14 protein-coding genes and 2 tRNA genes are annotated in these 16,988 nt (G+C 59.5%); 8 read left to right on the top strand and 8 right to left on the bottom strand.

The genetic code is table 11. The features are described from left to right. Positions 1–34: 34 nt before the first annotated feature. Positions 35–2,356, top strand: coding sequence for an ATP-binding protein (locus tag Q4577_RS10495; protein WP_303467738.1), 2,322 nt, complete (start codon positions 35–37; stop codon positions 2,354–2,356). A gap of 86 nt (positions 2,357–2,442) precedes the next feature. Here the strand turns inward: Q4577_RS10495 and Q4577_RS10490 are convergent, their stop codons facing one another. Next, complete coding sequence (locus Q4577_RS10490; RefSeq protein WP_244690407.1) at positions 2,443–3,036, bottom strand: gamma-glutamyl kinase; 594 nt, start codon at positions 3,034–3,036, stop codon at positions 2,443–2,445. Between the two features lie 214 nt (positions 3,037–3,250). On the opposite strand from Q4577_RS10490, the gene recA reads away from it, so the two are divergent. The 3 genes from recA (at position 3,251) to Q4577_RS10475 (ending at position 7,506) form a co-directional block, all read left to right on the top strand. Beyond that, entirely contained in the window at positions 3,251–4,327 is a 1,077-nt protein-coding gene (gene recA, locus Q4577_RS10485; RefSeq protein ID WP_303467737.1) for a recombinase RecA, read from the top strand. Positions 4,328–4,557: 230 nt separating this feature from the next. Then, positions 4,558–7,218 (top strand): alanine--tRNA ligase, encoded by a 2,661-nt coding sequence (gene alaS / locus Q4577_RS10480; protein ID WP_303467736.1) that lies wholly within the window; start codon positions 4,558–4,560, stop codon positions 7,216–7,218. Between the two features lie 3 nt (positions 7,219–7,221). Beyond that, positions 7,222–7,506, top strand: coding sequence for a DUF1330 domain-containing protein (locus Q4577_RS10475; protein ID WP_244689913.1), 285 nt, complete (start codon positions 7,222–7,224; stop codon positions 7,504–7,506). A gap of 155 nt (positions 7,507–7,661) precedes the next feature. Here Q4577_RS10475 and typA read toward each other — a convergent pair whose 3' ends face one another. Next, positions 7,662–9,479 carry a translational GTPase TypA gene (typA, locus tag Q4577_RS10470; protein WP_244689912.1) on the bottom strand — a complete coding sequence of 606 codons (1,818 nt, stop codon included), beginning with the start codon at positions 9,477–9,479 and terminating at the stop codon, positions 7,662–7,664. Between the two features lie 211 nt (positions 9,480–9,690). Here typA and Q4577_RS10465 point away from each other — a divergent pair. After that, positions 9,691–9,765: transfer RNA gene (locus tag Q4577_RS10465), tRNA-Val, on the top strand. A gap of 265 nt (positions 9,766–10,030) precedes the next feature. Here Q4577_RS10465 and Q4577_RS10460 read toward each other — a convergent pair. Further along, the gene (locus Q4577_RS10460) at positions 10,031–10,255 is read right to left on the bottom strand and encodes a hypothetical protein (protein ID WP_303467735.1); all 225 of its coding nucleotides are present in this window, start codon (positions 10,253–10,255) and stop codon (positions 10,031–10,033) included. A gap of 159 nt (positions 10,256–10,414) precedes the next feature. Between Q4577_RS10460 and Q4577_RS10455 the strand changes: the two genes are divergently transcribed. Continuing rightward, a tRNA-Val gene (locus Q4577_RS10455) sits at positions 10,415–10,490 on the top strand. Positions 10,491–10,688: 198 nt separating this feature from the next. Beyond that, the gene (locus tag Q4577_RS10450) at positions 10,689–11,351 is read left to right on the top strand and encodes a L,D-transpeptidase (protein WP_303467734.1); all 663 of its coding nucleotides are present in this window, start codon (positions 10,689–10,691) and stop codon (positions 11,349–11,351) included. A gap of 114 nt (positions 11,352–11,465) precedes the next feature. On the opposite strand, the gene Q4577_RS10445 is transcribed toward Q4577_RS10450, so the two are convergent. Continuing rightward, on the bottom strand, positions 11,466–11,741 hold the full coding sequence (locus Q4577_RS10445) for a hypothetical protein (protein WP_244689906.1): 276 nt from the start codon (positions 11,739–11,741) through the stop codon (positions 11,466–11,468). 222 nt (positions 11,742–11,963) lie between these two features. Here Q4577_RS10445 and Q4577_RS10440 point away from each other — a divergent pair, with 222 nt between their 5' ends. Continuing rightward, a complete protein-coding gene (locus tag Q4577_RS10440) occupies positions 11,964–13,001 on the top strand; it encodes a Gfo/Idh/MocA family protein (RefSeq protein WP_303467733.1) in 1,038 nt (345 codons plus the stop codon). Positions 13,002–13,013: 12 nt separating this feature from the next. Here the strand turns inward: Q4577_RS10440 and Q4577_RS10435 are convergent, their stop codons facing one another. From Q4577_RS10435 to Q4577_RS10420, 4 genes are all read right to left on the bottom strand, one after another. Next, on the bottom strand, positions 13,014–14,939 hold the full coding sequence (locus Q4577_RS10435) for a hypothetical protein (RefSeq protein ID WP_303467732.1): 1,926 nt from the start codon (positions 14,937–14,939) through the stop codon (positions 13,014–13,016). A 196-nt stretch (positions 14,940–15,135) separates the two neighbouring features. Beyond that, a complete protein-coding gene (locus Q4577_RS10430; RefSeq protein ID WP_303467731.1) occupies positions 15,136–15,507 on the bottom strand; it encodes a VOC family protein in 372 nt (123 codons plus the stop codon). Positions 15,508–15,631: 124 nt separating this feature from the next. Further along, a complete protein-coding gene (locus Q4577_RS10425; protein WP_303467730.1) occupies positions 15,632–16,213 on the bottom strand; it encodes a TIGR02281 family clan AA aspartic protease in 582 nt (193 codons plus the stop codon). Between the two features lie 42 nt (positions 16,214–16,255). After that, complete coding sequence (locus Q4577_RS10420) at positions 16,256–16,888, bottom strand: MarC family protein (protein WP_303467729.1); 633 nt, start codon at positions 16,886–16,888, stop codon at positions 16,256–16,258. Positions 16,889–16,988: the final 100 nt, after the last annotated feature.

Below are 16,988 nucleotides of genomic sequence, written 5' to 3'. Positions count from 1 at the left end.
TGCGCTTTGATACCTCGAAGTGCGGAGAGCAGAATTGGCCGAAATCAACGTTGGGCACATTGCAGGGGGCGACACGTTGGTGCAGCGGGACCGACGCCCGACCTATCTGATCGCGGTATCTGTTCTGTTGATTGCGGTGGCAGGCACCTTTTTACACGGGGCAGCTGCGCTGGCGGTCTTGGCCATGGGGGCGGGGATGTTTGCCGCGGCCCTTGTGCTTCAGTGGTTTCAGCTCCGGCAACGACTTGGTGAAACCCGGCGCATTCAACAGGCCGCAACACTATTGGCATGTGATTCAGCGGTTTCGATTTTGACCGGCCAGGACGGTGCGGTGCGTTTCCTGAACCCGGCGGCGAAAAACCGGTTTCGCGATATAGATATGCGCAACAGCGCCGCGGGCGAGGTTGAGGGCGGCACGATGGCGACCCTGCTGCGTGGCATGATCGCCAATCCCGCCAGTGTGATGTACCGGTTACAGAAAAAGGCCGATGTGGATGGGAATGCCGCGGATGTGGTGACGACCCGCAATGGCCATGTGGCCCTGTCACTGCATGATATCGGCGCCGGATTACAGCTTTGGCGGATCGAAGAAAGCCGGGCCTCCCCCACGGAACAGGCCGACAACGGGCTGCTGCCCCGGGTGACCGTTGGGCGCGGCGGTACAATTCTTTTCATGAATGCGGCGGCGCGGAAACTTATCGGGAAACGCGTGTCGGCGCTGGACCGGCTCAGCGCATCGCCCTTGGTCAGCGGCCAGGTGGTCACATTGGATGCGGCGACCGGCCCCTTGCCGCGCCTCATTTGCGAAGTTGAATTGAATGGTGGGCGCAAGGAAGTGTTCTTCCTGCCGCCGCCTGCGGATACCGCCGGCAGCACCAGTTTCGACGGTTTGAATGTGCCGTTGATGAAAATTTCACAGAACGGTGCGGTTTTACGGGCCAACCAAGAAGCGCTGAAATTGTTGAACCGTGACGATGTGTCCGGCGTCAAGCTGGCCGATTTGATGGAGGGGCTGGGCCGTCCCGTCACCGATTGGCTGCAAGATACTGCCGCCGGGCGCAGCCCGAACCAGTCAGAGTTTTTGCGCATCTCACGCCGCGACCGCGAGGTTTTTGTGCAGGTGGTGTTGAACCGGGTGTTCGAAGACGGCACGCCGTCGCTTCTGGCGGTCCTGAATGACGCAACAGAATTAAAAACCCTGGAGGCGCAATTTGTTCAAAGCCAGAAAATGCAGGCGATTGGCCAGTTGGCTGGCGGTGTCGCCCATGACTTCAACAACCTTCTGACGGCAATTTCCGGCCATTGTGACCTTTTGCTGCTGCGTCACGATCAGGGGGATCCGGATTACAACGATCTGGTTCAAATCAATCAGAATGCCAACCGCGCCGCGGCGCTGGTCGGGCAATTGCTGGCCTTTTCCCGCAAGCAGACACTTTGCCCGGAAATCCTTGATCTGCGTGACACATTGTCGGATTTGACCCATCTTCTGAACCGTCTTGTCGGCGAGAGGGTCACCTTGGTGCTGGAACATGATCCGGTGCTGCGCACGATCCGTGCGGACAAGCGGCAGTTAGAGCAGGTGATGATGAACCTGGTGGTCAATGCCCGCGACGCCATGCCCGAGGGCGGCGAAATTCGGGTCACGACCGAGGGGCTGACCCTCAATTCCCCATTAAAGCGGGATCGCGCGGCGGTTTCCCCGGGGGATTACGTCTTGGTCAAAGTACAGGATCAGGGCGTCGGGATTGCACCCGATATGCTGCAAAAGGTTTTTGAACCCTTTTACACCACCAAACGCACCGGAGAGGGCACCGGCCTCGGTCTGTCGACGGTCTATGGCATTGTGAAACAAACCGGCGGCTTCATATTTGTCGATTCGGTGGTGGGCCAGGGCAGCTGCTTCTCGCTACTCTTTCCGGTGCACAACGAAGTTGCCGAAGTAGACGGGCAAATTGCAGCGGCCGAAGAGACCACAGATGGGACCGCCGGACATGATGCCGTCATCCTTTTGGTCGAAGATGAAGCCCCGGTACGGGCCTTCGCCAGCCGCGCTCTGAGAATGCGTGGTTTCAAAGTGCTGGAGGCGGCCAGCGCCGAAGAAGCGCTGGAGTTGTTGCAGGACCCGGAGATGGAAGTGAACGTTTTTGTCACCGATGTCGTCATGCCGGGCCTCGACGGTCCCAGCTGGGTGCGCAAAGCGCTGGAGGATCGCCCGGACGTGAAAGTTGTCTTTGTCTCTGGCTATGCCCAGGAAAGCTTTCATGACGATCAATCGAATATCCCCAATTCGACCTTCTTGCCAAAACCGTTTTCACTGGTAGAGCTGACGGACACGGTGCAACGTCAATTGCATTGATCATGCTGCGACTGTGTCGCGTCAACCGGCGCGGCAATGCAGGAAAATCACATGTTTCGATGCGTGCTGCCGGGGCACCAAATGGGTCAGGTAATCGAGTCGTAGAGTTCGAACTCAGCAGCGCATTTGCGCCGCAGTTTCTGTTCGACCTTGGGCGATAGCGTGACATCCGAGGTCGGCGATACATTCGCGCGTGGCAGATCCAATGTCACGGCAAGACGATTCTCAAGAAATGCGATCAAACCCGCCTGATTTTCATAGCGGAACAGATGGGTGACCTTGGTGCCATTCGGGCGCGGTTCCAGAAATTTTGCCTGACTTCCCACATTGGCGTAACCCGGTCGGTCGCCTTTGCAGTAGCCTTCAACAAAGGTATCAAAATCAAGATGTTCGGTCGAATTTGGCCGCCCCGACATGAAGGGGCGCTGGCGATAGCGATACCAGCTGGACAGCCAGCTGATGGGTTCGCGCATCACCGCCAGTGTCTCCATATCCTCGGCCCCCATTTTTTCAAACATTGGCCGGAAAAATCTATTGTAGCGATACACCGGCGCATGTTTCAGCTCAGGTGGATTCAAGATCGCCATATCTGCACGGCCCGCCAGGGCCGCCTCATAAGCGGTGCTGCCGGTTTTAGGCACTGCCATAAAGGCAAGTCTTTCTTTCCAAAAAACAAGCACTTGTATGACACCTTTAATGCAGCTTGCGACAGTTTGGAAAAGCATAAGCGCCGATGTTCGATCCGTAAACCACTCTTTAATACTTCTGCGGAAAACTGAAATTATTAAAAATTTTCTTGAAATGTTCCCCCTTTGATCGCACAAGGGAACAAGTGGTGAACATATCGGCAGCATTGCCGCCCCGCAGGTGGTGTGAAATAAGGGATTCAACGCAATGGCAACGGCAGATCTTCTCTCAATGAGCAAAAAAAGCAATCCCGACAAGCAAAAGGCGCTCGACAGTGCCTTGGCCCAGATTGAACGCCAATTTGGCAAAGGGTCCATCATGAAGCTGGGCGGGGACAACCCCATTCAGGAAATCGAATCGACTTCGACCGGATCCCTGGGCTTGGACATCGCGTTGGGTATTGGCGGCCTGCCGAAGGGACGGATTGTCGAGATCTATGGCCCGGAATCCTCGGGCAAGACCACACTCACCCTGCATTGCGTCGCGGAAGAACAGAAAAAGGGTGGGGTCTGTGCCTTTGTGGATGCCGAACATGCGCTCGACCCACAATATGCCCGCAAGCTTGGGGTCGATCTTGACGAGCTTCTGATCTCGCAGCCGGACACTGGTGAACAGGCGCTGGAAATTGTCGACACGCTGGTGCGCTCCGGCGCGGTCAGCATGGTTGTTGTCGATTCCGTTGCGGCCTTGACCCCGAAATCCGAGTTGGAAGGCGACATGGGCGACAGTTCGGTTGGCGTGCATGCCCGCCTGATGAGCCAGGCAATGCGCAAATTGACCGGCTCGATCAACCGATCCAAGTGCATGGTTGTCTTCATCAACCAGATCCGGATGAAAATCGGCGTGATGTTTGGCAGCCCGGAAACCACCACCGGTGGCAATGCTTTGAAATTCTATTCTTCGGTCCGTCTGGACATTCGTCGGATTGGCTCGATTAAGGATCGTGACGAGGTCGTTGGCAATGCCACACGCGTCAAGGTCGTGAAAAACAAGGTTGCTCCGCCGTTCAAACAGGTTGAATTCGATATCATGTATGGCGAAGGCATTTCCAAGATGGGCGAATTGCTGGATCTTGGGGTCAAGGCCGGGGTGGTTGATAAATCCGGTGCCTGGTACAGCTATGGCGATGAACGGATCGGTCAGGGGCGTGAAAATGCCAAGACTTTCCTGCGGGAAAACAAACGCATGGCCCTGGAAGTCGAAGACAAGATCCGTGCGGCGCACGGGTTGGATTTTGACATGCCGCCGGAAGAAAAAAGCGACGACGATATCGTCGAGGCCTAGGGCGCTGCGGGCTGCGGCCCAAATTGCCGATACATGAAACCCGGCGCGATTGAATGCGCCGGGCCGACGCCAATCCCGAACGCCGATTCGGATGTCAGATGCCGCAGTCCTTGGGCTTTGCCACCGGGCGCTGACAGAATGGCAATCGCCCCATGGACAGGACCGGGGCGGTTCGGTACATCTTCTCGGACCGCGGGAAAACCCGCCCGATACAAGAAGATACCGACGCCATGGCCACGCTGAACGACATCCGCTCCACATTCCTTGATTACTTTGCCAAGAACGGCCATGAGATCGTGCCATCCAGCCCGCTGGTGCCGCGCAACGATCCGACGTTGATGTTCGTCAATTCCGGCATGGTGCAGTTCAAGAACCTGTTTACCGGGGTTGAAACCCGCGATTATCAGCGCGCCACCACAAGTCAGAAATGCGTGCGCGCCGGCGGGAAACACAATGACCTCGACAATGTGGGCTATACCGCGCGCCACCACACATTCTTTGAAATGTTGGGCAATTTCAGCTTTGGGGATTACTTCAAAGAGGATGCGATCCCCTTTGCATGGGAGCTGATCACACGCGAATTTGGCATTGATCCCAAGCGGTTGCTGGCCACAGTGTATCATACGGATGACGAAGCTTTCGAAATCTGGAAAAAGGTTGGCGTGCCAGAGGATCGGATCATCCGCATCGCCACTTCGGACAATTTCTGGCAGATGGGGCCAACCGGTCCCTGTGGCCCCTGTACCGAGATTTTCTATGATCACGGCGACCACATTTGGGGCGGCCCTCCGGGCAGCGCGGATGAGGATGGCGACCGGTTCATCGAAATCTGGAACGTGGTCTTCATGCAGAACGAGCAATTCGAAGACGGCTCGATGACGCCCCTGAAGATGCAGTCGATCGACACCGGCATGGGGCTGGAGCGGATCGGCGCGCTGTTGCAGGGCAAACACGACAATTACGACACCGATCTGATGCGCAACCTGATCGAGGCCAGCGCCGATGTGACCTCGACCGATCCCGATGGGCCGGGCAATGTGCATCACCGGGTGATTGCGGATCATTTGCGCTCGACATCGTTTTTGTTGGCCGATGGTGTGATGCCGTCGAACGAGGGGCGGGGATATGTGCTGCGCCGGATCATGCGTCGGGCGATGCGGCACGCGCATCTGCTGGGGGCCAAAGATCCGACGATGTACCGCTTGGTGCCTGCATTGGTGCGCCAGATGGGTGCGGCCTATCCCGAATTGGGTCAGGCGCAGGCGCTGATCGAAGAGACATTGAAGCTGGAAGAAACCCGGTTCAAGGCGACCCTTGATCGTGGCCTGAAGCTTCTGGATGACGAGCTGGCGGCCCTGCCGGATGACGCGCCCCTGCCGGGCGAGACGGCGTTCAAACTATACGACACCTATGGGTTCCCGCTTGATCTGACCCAGGATGCGCTGCGCGAAAAGGATCGTGCGGTCGACACAGACGGCTTTGACACCGCCATGGCCGCGCAAAAGGCGAAGGCCCGCGCCGCGTGGTCGGGTTCTGGCGAAACCGCAGATGCCGAGGTTTGGTTCGATCTGGCAGAGGCCAACAGCCCGACGGATTTTCTGGGTTATGATACCGAGGTTGCCGAGGGCCAGGTGGTTGGGCTGGTGTGCGATGGCGTGTCGGTCAAAACGCTTGCACCCGGGCAAGAAGGCTGGATGGTGGTCAACCAGACGCCGTTTTATGCCGAATCCGGTGGCCAGGTTGGCGACAGCGGCAGCTATCTGAAACCCGACGGCAATGGGGTTGTCGCTGACACGCGCAAGATGGCGGGCGGGTTGTTTGCCCACCGCGTCACGCCTGAGAAGGCCGGGTTGAAGGTTGGTGATGCGCTGGAACTGCGGGTCGATCATGCGCGGCGCAGTACGATCCGCGCAAACCATTCGGCCACCCACCTGTTGCACGAGGCGCTGCGCGAAACGCTGGGCGATCATGTGGCGCAGCGAGGGTCGTTGAATGCCGAGGATCGTTTGCGCTTTGATTTCAGCCATGCCAAGGCGTTGAGCCCAAGTGAATTGCAGGCGGTCGAACAGGATGTGAACGCCTATATTCGCCAGAACGGCGCGGTGGACACCCGGATAATGACGCCGGATGATGCCCGTGCGATTGGCGCACAGGCGCTCTTTGGCGAGAAATACGGCGACGAAGTGCGGGTTGTGTCGATGGGGCGCAAACCCGGGTCCGGCAAAGGCAGCAATGGCGAAACCTATTCGCTGGAACTTTGCGGCGGCACCCATGTGCGTCAGACCGGCGACATTGGTGCATTCGTGATGCTGGGCGACAGCGCCTCCAGCGCGGGTGTGCGCCGGATCGAGGCGTTGACTGGCAAGGCGGCGATGGATTTTCTGCGCCGTCAGGACCAATTGCTGGCCGAGGCCGCATTGGAGCTGAAGGCACAGGCGGCGGATGTCCCGGAACGGTTGCGCAGCCTGTTGGAAGAACGCAAATCGCTGCAATCCGAAGTGGCACAGCTGCGCCGTGAATTGGCGATGTCGGGTGGATCTGCGGGGCCGGGGGCCGATGCGGAAGAGATCAATGGCGTGCCCTTTGTTGCGCAGGTGCTGACCGGTGTGACGGGCAAGGATCTTCCGCCGTTGATTGATGCGCAGAAGGAAAAACTGGGCTCTGCCGCGATCCTTTTGATTGCGGACACCGGCGGCAAGGTCGCCGTGGCGGCAGGTGTGACCAAGGATCTGACCGACAAGGTATCGGCGGTCGATCTGGTGCGCGCGGCGGTGGCCGAACTGGGCGGCAAGGGCGGCGGTGGTCGTCCTGACATGGCGCAGGGTGGCGGATCGGATGCGGCCGGTGCGGACAAGGCAATAGAAGCGGCCAAGGCCGTATTGGGAGGCTGAGAGATGAGCGCATATTGGATCGCCCATGTGCATGTGACGGATGAAGCGGCCTATGGCCGTTATGCGAAACTGGCGGGACCGGCGATTGCGGCCCATGGCGGCGAATTTCTGGCCCGTGGTGGCGCCTATGAAACGCTGGAAGGGACAGATCGCGCACGTCATGTGCTGGCGCAGTTCCCCAGCCTGCAGGCGGCGCATGATTGTTACCATTCCGATGCCTATCAAGAGGCGCTGAGCCACGCCAAGGGCGCGTCGGAACGCGATCTGATCATCGTCGAAGGTGCCTGATCGGCAAGGCGCCTGATCGGCAAGGCGTCTGATCGGCAGGGTGCCTGTTTGGTAAGGTGCCTGATCGCCAGGGTGGGTGACACATCTACCCAACCGTTGAAAAGCAAAAGGCCGGGCAATTTGCCCGGCCTTTTTCGTTAATCCATGTGCCGCGATCAGGCGGTTTTTGCCATCCGCTTACGTTCATGCGGGTCGAGGTAGCGTTTGCGCAGGCGCACCGATTCCGGTGTCACTTCGACCAGTTCGTCGTCGTTGATATAGGCAATCGCCTCTTCGAGCGACAGCGTCACAGGCGTGGTCAGCCGGACCGCTTCGTCGGTGCCAGAGGCCCGCACGTTGGTCAGCTTCTTGCCTTTCAGCGGGTTCACCTCAAGATCGTTTTCGCGCGAATGTTCGCCGATGATCATGCCGGTATAGACCTTGGCCTGGGCGCCAATGAACATCTTGCCGCGATCTTCCAGGTTCCACAGGGCGAATGCCACCGCTTCGCCATTCTCCATCGAGATCAGAACACCGGCACGACGGCCCGGAATCGACCCCTTGTGCGGGGTCCAGCCGTGGAACACCCGGTTCAGAACCCCGGTGCCGCGCGTGTCGGTCAGGAATTCACCGTGATAGCCGATCAGCCCGCGCGACGGCACATGGGCGATAATGCGGGTCTTGCCCGCACCGGCGGGGCGCATTTCGACCAATTCGCCCTTGCGTGCGCCGGTCAGCTTTTCGATCACCGCGCCGGAATATTCGTCATCGACGTCGATGGTGGCGGCCTCGACCGGTTCCATGCGCACGCCGTCGACTTCTTTCATGATCACCTGCGGACGCGAGATCGAAAGCTCGAAACCTTCGCGGCGCATGTTCTCGATCAAAACGCCCATCTGCAATTCGCCACGGCCCGACACCTCAAAGGCATCACCACCGGGGGTGTCGGCGATTTTGATCGCGACGTTGCTTTCGGCTTCTTTCATCAAACGCTCGCGGATGACGCGGCTTTGGACCTTTTTGCCTTCGCGACCGGCCAATGGGCTGTCGTTGATGCCAAAGGTCACGGTGATGGTGGGCGGGTCAATCGGCTGGGCGTCCAGCGGTTCGTCCACGGCCAGCGCACAGATGGTGTCGGCCACGGTGGCCTTGGACATGCCGGCGATGGAAACGATGTCGCCTGCCTGGGCCTCTTCGATGTCCTGTTGCGCCAGACCCCGGAAGGCCTGAATGCGTGTCACGCGGAACTGTTCGATCTTTTGACCGACGCGCGACAGGGCCTGCACGGTTGCGCCGACCTTCAGCTTGCCGGTTTCAACCCGACCGGTCAGCAGGCGACCGACAAACGGGTCGGACCCCAATGTGGTGGCCAGCATGCGGAAATCTTCGTCCTGGCGCTTGACCTGCTTTGGGGCAGGGACGTGATTGATGATCAGATCGAACAAGGCGGTCAGATCCTTGCGCGGGCCGTCCAGCTCGTGATCGGCCCAGCCATTGCGGCCCGAGGCATACATATGCGGGAAGTCGAGCTGATCGTCATTTGCATCAAGCGAGGCAAAGAGATCAAAACATTCATCCAGCGCGCGATCAGGCTCGGCGTCGGGTTTGTCGACCTTGTTCAGAACCACAATCGGACGCAGGCCCAGCGCCAGCGCCTTGGAGGTCACGAATTTGGTTTGCGGCATCGGGCCTTCGGCGGCGTCGACCAGCAGAACAACACCGTCGACCATCGACAGGATGCGTTCGACCTCGCCACCGAAATCGGCGTGGCCGGGGGTGTCCACGATATTGACGCGGTGTCCCTTCCATTCGACCGAGGTCGGTTTGGCAAAGATCGTGATGCCGCGTTCGCGTTCCAGGTCGTTGCTGTCCATGGCGCGTTCGTCGACGGCCTGATTGGCACGGAACGCACCGGATTGTTTCAGAAGCTCGTCCACCAGCGTGGTTTTGCCATGGTCAACGTGCGCGATGATCGCGATATTGCGAAGGTCCATCGGAGATACCTTGTATTAGGAGTTGCGCGCCACCTAGCGTCCGTGGCGCGAAATGGCCAGTGCTAATGTGGGAACTGTGGCAATTCCGCCGGTTCCTGCGCCGGTTTCTGCGCAAGCGCCGACATGGAAAATCCGGTGATGCACGTCCGGTGCGGAAATTTTTACACCCCCCTTGCACGTCATTTCAAGGAAGGCTAATAGACGCGCTACCGGGTGATTAGCTCAGTGGTAGAGCGCTTCGTTCACATCGAAGATGTCAGGAGTTCAAATCTCTTATCACCCACCATCCTTCTTCTATATGGTCAGCGAGCCACCGGTTTAGCGGTAGATCCGCGCTTCATTTCCTGGACCGGCCCTGCATGGAATCGTCGGGCGGCAGTTGTTCGTTCAAACAACAAAATCTTCGCCGTATTTCGAATACGCTTTTTTCTGCTCTGGTCGCTGTTCAGGACTGGGTAAGGCAAATATGTGCATCGGCCCGTGGTGCAGCGGCGGCCATAGGGGCAGGGCGGGTGCGCCCGTGCCTCAATGCCCGCCGCTGGATAATGGGCCTACCAAAGTGGCTTTGTCGATGCGGGCAATTTTGCGGTGATCTGGCTTGGTGCCGCTGGAACGCCGATATCGCGGGCCAGATGCGGATTGCCGCGATAGGCCTCTAACCCCTTGCGGGTCTGCCGGGCGCGCAGCGATCTGATCAAGGCGCGCAACAGGACGCGCCCCGTGGATGCCAGGATCGTGCGGGGCTGTGTTGATGTGGTGTCTGTCAGCTGTGTCATGTCGCGTCTCCTTGGGTTGATTTTCGTGACGCGGATGAAATTGCGACCTCAAGTATACTTTAGGTCAAGAATTTTTTTCAGAAATTTGCAAATCTATCGGAAATCACCCCATTTTGAGCCTTGAAGCCCCGCGAATGCCGGACTAAAAGCACGGCCAGCGGGTGATTAGCTCAGTTGGTAGAGCGCTTCGTTTACACCGAAGATGTCGGGAGTTCGAGCCTCTCATCACCCACCATTCCCTACAGGTTTACAGTCACAAAAACGCGACAGCGCATGTGTCAATTGTTGCGCCGTGTTGCACTGGCGCGCAACACTGGGCCACAACATGGTGGGTCATCACGTTCTGCGATGGCGAATCTCTGGGGGAATCCCTTTGTTTACGGGCGGATTGCGGTCATTCTGCGAATCGCACCCGCAAGTTTGGAAGAGTAAAATGCTGACACGACGACACTTTATCGGAACCGCTGCCGCGCTGTGCACGCCGGCGCTTGCCAATCCTCTTTTGGCACAGGCCGCATCGGGCGGCACCTGGGACAGTTGGGATGCCCGCGTGACACCCGCAGATTTCGATTTGACGTCGACCAACCCCTGGGGGCTGCACCCGCGGTTGTTGCCGGTCCGGGTTCAGGCAAATGCGGGGCTGACGCCCGGTGATATCCACGTCGATGCGGTGGCGCGGTATCTGTATCATATTCAGGACGACGGCACCGCGATGCGCTATGGCGTCGCCATTGGCCGTGACGGGCTGTACGAGCCGGGCACCTATACCATCAAGCGCAAGGCGAAATGGCCGCGCTGGACGCCAACCCCGGCGATGATCGAGCGCGAGCCGGGCAAATACGCCCGCTGGGCCGATGGCATGCCTCCCGGCCCGGAAAACGCGCTTGGGTCGCGTGCGCTCTATCTTTATGTCGGCAATCGCGACACCTATTTGCGGATTCACGGCACGCCGGCGCCCCGGTCGATTGGCACGCGGGCAAGCTCTGGCTGTGTGCGCATGGTGATGCCGCATATCAACGCGCTTTACGATCAGGTGGAAACCGGCGTTACTGCCTATCTTTACCCGACCGGCGGGCAGGGCCCGATCAGCATCTGATCCAATGCAAACGGACCCCGGCCAGCGGTGGCTGGCGGGGGTCCGTGGCGTATTTATTATTCCGAAACCGAAACCGAACCGAAACCGAATCGAATCTGGGCCCCGGCGGCTGAGTCAGGCGGCAGGTTTTGTGCAGATCGGATTGCCGTTGACGGTGCGGAGCGGCAGCATCGTGGTTTCGACCGGACCCACGTGACGATACCAATAGCAGCCATCGTCAGGGTTCCAGCGTACCGCAGTCAGATCCTGATAAGGGGCGGCAATGGCCTGAACCGACTCCGGGGCTGTGGTGGTGTTGGGCATGGCAGAGGTGCTGCCATCAACCGGTTCACAGGCAGCAAGGCCGAATGCCGCGATCACCACCGCGCTCAATTTCACTGTCGTCTTCAAAATACCATTCCTACTGTACAGGCTTGTTCCGCCACCACTTTGTCATCCGACGTCTGCCACCGCAACACCCGGACGCGGCGATCGGGCAAAGGCGGGGCAACCTGTGGCATTCGCGACTTGCACCGCTAACATAGCGATCATATAGTTATCATACCAGTTTGTGACGTTGCGGGATTGCCCCGCGATCAGCGGCAATACAGATCCAATGGGAGAGACAGGCATATGACGTTACGCGGCGGAGTGATTGGGACAGGGTTTTTCGCAGGCAACCACCTGAACGCGTGGAAGATGGTCAACGGCGCCGAAATTGTTGCGATTTGCGACCTCGACAAGACCCGGCTCACATCCACTGGCGGGGCTTTTGGCATCGACGCGCTTTATACCGATATGGCAACCATGCTGGCCGAACAGAAGCTCGACTTTGTCGATGTGATCACAACCGCGCCGTCGCATCGTTCTTTGGTTGAACTGGCGCTGGCGCAGGATGTCCATGTGATCTGTCAGAAACCTTTTGCCGAAAACATCACCGATGCCCGCGCCATGGTGCACGCCGCAGAAGCGGCAGGCAAGACACTGATGGTGCACGAGAATTTCCGCTGGCAGTCGGCAATTCGCGCGGTGATTGATGCCCTGCGCGCCGGTCGGATCGGCACGCCGTTTTTCTGTCGGGCTTCGTTCCGCTCGGGCTATGACGTGTTTTCGGGCCAGCCCTATCTGGCAGAGGGCGACCGTTTCATCATCGAGGATCTGGGCATTCATATTCTGGATGTGGCGCGGGCGTTGATGGGCGATGTCACCCGGCTGGCCGCGACCACCACCCGCATCAACCCAAAGATCAAAGGCGAAGACGTGGCAACCATGTTGCTGACACATGAAAGCGGCATGACCAGCGTTGTGGATTGCTCTTATGCCACGCGGCGCAGGCCCGAAACCTTTCCCGAAACCTTGCTGGAAATCGACGGGGACAGGGGCACCTTGCGGTTGGATGCAGGCTATAAATTGACGCTGCAAATTGGTGCAGAACAAGAGGTGCAGGATGTCGCGCCGCCGCTGTTGGATTGGGCTGAACGGCCCTGGCACAACATTCAGGAAAGCGTCGCGATCATCCAACAGCATTTTGTCGATTGCCTCGCCTCTGGGGCAGAGCCGGAAACATCCGGGGCCGACAACCTCAAGACCTTTACCCTTGTCGAAGCGGCCTATTTGTCCGCCGCCGAGGGCCGGGTGGTGGATGTGGCGGAATTCAGCGATCCCGCCTGAAAGCATTTGATGTCAGTGGCCTGAGTGGACAAAGGCCAGCGCGAAAGGCGGTAGATCAATCTCTGCCGTCTCGGTCGTTGGCGCAGTGTCCAGCCAGAGCGGATCGCGGATCGCCTGGTCAAAACTATTGGCATCCAACTGCCTGATCCGGGCTGGTGCCGGCAATGTCAGGGTTTGCGCATTGGCCGATGGGTTGGCAATCATCATCCGGTCCGCCGCAGCGTCACGCACACCATAGGCCACCAGTGGCGCGGGCAGCCCGGTCATGGTCAACCGCGTTGCGCCCGCCATGCTGTGCGCCATGCGTATCACATGGAACAGCGGATAGACCGCCGTTGTGGCGTCATAACCGACCTGCGGATGGTCTTGGGCGGTGTAAATGATGCCGAAGGGCCCGGTGGGCGCCGCCAGACACAGGGCGTCGACCTTGCTGTCTGCGGTTGCGGCCAGAACACCGACGGCCCAGGCCGCCGCGAACAAACCGCGCTGGCGCGGATCAATCCGGGCCATGGTGCGGCGAATTTGATCGGGGTTTTCGGCCACCGCCGCACCATAGGGGTTGGTGCGCATGCCGATGGACACCAGCCCCAGCCGGTAAGGCAGCCCTGCCGAAAGCGCCGCTGCGCTGGCGAAAATCTGTGGCAGAGTTTCCAGCGTTTCCAGCACCGACATGTCGTCACCCGCATGCACGATTGCGGTATTTGCGTGGGTGACATAGTCGCACAGGCTGGTGTCGGGGCGGCAGCGGTTGAATTCGGTGAAATTTGTCATCATGCCGCCGCCGATCGCCGGACCATCCGGGGGGGTGGCCAGGGCGGATCGCGCCGCGCGTATCACGTCGTCGGGGGTGGGGCCTTTGGGCCAGGGGCCGCTGGGCTGATGGCTGGCCAGAAATCCCGCGCGCAGGGCCAGCGCCCGTTTCGGCGTCAACCCGGCCTTGGCCATGGCTTGCGCGATTTCGCGCAGGGCTGTTTCCGGATCGGCGGCATCGGCCAGAATGATTTCCACATCGACCGCAGCCCCCAGATCCCGCGCCAGCGCGGCACATTCGACAAGGTAGCCGGCGGGCGGGTCCGAAGGTATGCGCACCAGCAGATGCGCCGCCCCGGCCTGTAGGATGGCCTCACGCGCCGCCCCGTCTCCAAGCCACCCCGGCTCGATTGCCAGCCCAAGATCGGGGGCGCGGGCGGGACTTGCCCCAATCACCAGCTGCCCCGATGCCGCGGCGGCACGGTCTTTGGCCGCATCCCCCGTCAGGGTCACATGGATCGTCTGGGTCACCGGTTCGGTGATCTCATAGGTGAACGGATGCACCAGCGGCACACAATATGTCTTGTACGAGGCATCGGACCAATTGCGCTGGTCCTCCATTTCGAACACCTCGCCCTCAAATCGGATGTCGACGGCCGCCCCGTCGATGCCATAGGCCAGACCCGCAATGTCAAACACCGGCTGGCCCGGTGAAATCAGGTCGGGGAAGGTGACATTGTCGCGGCGCCCGTCGGAATGGGTCACGGTCAGGGGCGCGCCAGCGACGCCGCGGATCGGATGCAGCACAGTGAAACCGGCGCGATTGGTGGCAAACCCCGCGCCGGTCGGTGTCATCACCATATCGGCCCGCATCTCGCCATTGGCCCCGGCAACCACCGTCACATCACAGCGCAGCCCACCGCTCGCCACCGCAAAACTCAGCGCACAGGTGACCGCATCCGGCGTTTCCTGAAGGCTTTCGGACAGAACCTCTGGCGGATAGGTGCCCCAATTCGCGTCCCGGATCGGCCAGGCAATGGCCCGGACCAATTCCGTGCCCTGCCATGAAATCCGCCGCAAACCATCGCCGGAATACAGAAACGACAACGGCCCAACCGCAATCTGGCGCAGGTCATCGGCGGGATCTTGGGTGCCATAAAGACGGGTCTGGATGTCGGGATATGCCATGGTCTGGGTCGCTTTCCGTTCTGATATAGTCATCATATCAGATGAAATCCGCGTGGCCCAGCACAGACCGTCAGGAACCCCCACCGGCAAAACCGGAAAACCGGCAAGACTGGCTCGCAACGGTCAACGCCCACAACGTGACGACTGGCTGGGTAGTGGCCGACGGGATCGTGGCCAACAGCTTCGCGCCAGACAGTCAGACGTGTTGATCCACCAACACCGGGTTGCCATCCGGGTCGATGACGACAAAACTGGCGGGACCGGTGCCTTCTGGGTCGGCCTCCTGCTCAAATGTCATCCCGTCGGCCCTTAGCCGCGCCTGAATCTGGCGCACATCGGTAAACCCCTCTACCGGCTGGGCATTTTGGTCCCAACCGGGATTGAAGGTCAGGATATTTCGGTCGAACATGCCCTGAAACAGGCCGATCAGCGCGTCGCCGTTTTTCATGATCAGATAGCCGTGCTCCATCGTCCCGGCCATGTCGGAAAACCCGAGCGTTTCGTAAAACGTCTTGGATGCAGCCAGATCCTTGACCGCGAGGCTGACGGAAAATGCGCCAAGTTGCATGGGAACCCCTCCCTGAGATGTGTCGAGGGAGTATGGCGCAGGATCTGGAAAATCAAAGTATCACGTTGCGCCGTTCAACGGTGCGCGACACCCCACGGGGCGGGCAAAAGCGGATCCCCGGTGGCTATCGCTCCAGGATAAGCTGCCCGCCTGATATTTCCAGCCGCTCAAACCGTTGCAGATAGGACATGCCCAACAGGCTCTCGGCCATCTCGCCCTGATTGACAAAGGCGGTCACGCCGCGATCTTCCATTCCCGGCAGGCCAATCGTGTCCAGCACCACACGCGCGGTGCGCACGGTGCCATTTGCGGTCATCGCCGTGCTGGCAAAGTTCAGCGTCGCCGGATCAATCCCGGCGGCGGCGGCATCGCGTTCCAGCAACACAATCGACGTCGCGCCGGTGTCGACAACAAACCGGGTCGGCGTGCCGTTGACCTCCAGCGTCAGGTAATAATGGCCATCGGGGCTGCGCGGCACTTCAATCCGGGCCTGATCGGCAAACACCGATTGCTGCGGCATCACGGTCTGGCGAATATCCCCCCAAAGCCCCACAGCCGCAATCGCGCCGATGAAAATCAGCCCCCACACCATCGCATGTTGCAACATCTTGCCGAGGGAATTTCGGTTGGAGATGGCGAACCAGAACACCACTGCGCCCAACAGCACAACAAGGTAGATCAGGTTTCCGGTGTCCATGGCATTCATTTCGCGCTCTCCTGATGCCAAGATAGGGGCAGGGCGGCCGGTTTACGAGGTCAGCGCCGCCGCAAAGCCAAAGGCGCGCAACCCATCCAGCACGAATTGCACCGCCAGCGCCGCCAGCAACATGCCAAGCAACCGGGTCACAACGACAATGCCGATCTTTCCCAGAAGCCGCTCCAGAAACCCGGCCGCCATGAACAGCAAAAGCGCAATGGCAATCACCGCCAGCAACACGCCCATCACCAGAAAATAACCTTCGATCCCCGGTTTTTCCCCGGTCAACAGGATGATCGAGGCAATCGAACCCGGCCCCGCCAACAGCGGAATGGCCAGCGGAAACACCGAAGGATCATCATGATCATCGTCGTTGTCTGCCTGATCCTGACGGCGTTTGGTCCGGCGTTCGAACAACATGTCGAGCGCGGTGATAAACAGCAAAATGCCGCCCGCCACGCGGAACGCCGGCATGGAAATCCCGATGAATCCCAACACCGCCTCGCCCATTGCGCCAAACAACGCCAACAGGACCACCGCCACCAAACAGGCGCGTATCCCGATCGCACGCCGCCGGCTGGGGGACATGCCTTGGGTCATGGCGACAAACAATGGCGTCAGCCCAATCGGGTCAACCACCACAAACAGCGTGACAAAAGCAGAGATGAGAAATGCACTATCCATAGATCACAAGCACCATGCCAAAGCAAACTTGGCAAGGGGCAGCCCAGCCATTTGTCAAAAATCCAAGCGTCAATTCACGCGCCAGGCTAAACCTCAGGCC

The organism is Marinovum sp. 2_MG-2023 (genome assembly GCF_030548265.1).
Taxonomy (GTDB): Bacteria; Pseudomonadota; Alphaproteobacteria; order Rhodobacterales; family Rhodobacteraceae; genus Marinovum.
This window is presented reverse-complemented; position numbering and strand designations above follow the sequence as displayed.